Genomic DNA, 248 nt, shown 5'->3' with positions numbered 1-248 from the left:
GTCAGTCAGGAGTATTTAGCCTTGGAGGATGGTCCCCCCATGTTCAGACAAGATATCACGTGTCCCGTCCTACTCGATTTCACACAAAGTTAGTTTTCGTGTACGGGGCTATCACCCTGTATCGCGCCACTTTCCAGAAGCTTCCACTAACACCCTCTGTGCTTAAGGGCTAATCCCCGTTCGCTCGCCGCTACTTAGGGAATCTCAATTGATTTCTTTTCCTCAGGGTACTTAGATGTTTCAGTTCC

General features: G+C 48.8%; 1 rRNA gene. It reads right to left on the bottom strand.

Annotation, left to right across the window (positions count from 1 at the left end):
• Positions 1–248, bottom strand: a 23S ribosomal RNA gene (locus FCL40_RS18985); the annotation flags it as partial.

Source organism: Ferrimonas sediminicola (assembly GCF_005116715.1).
Lineage (GTDB): Bacteria > Pseudomonadota > Gammaproteobacteria > Enterobacterales > Shewanellaceae > Ferrimonas > Ferrimonas sediminicola.
The sequence above is the reverse complement of the archived record's forward strand: the minus strand, read 5'-3'. Positions and strand labels throughout refer to the sequence as shown.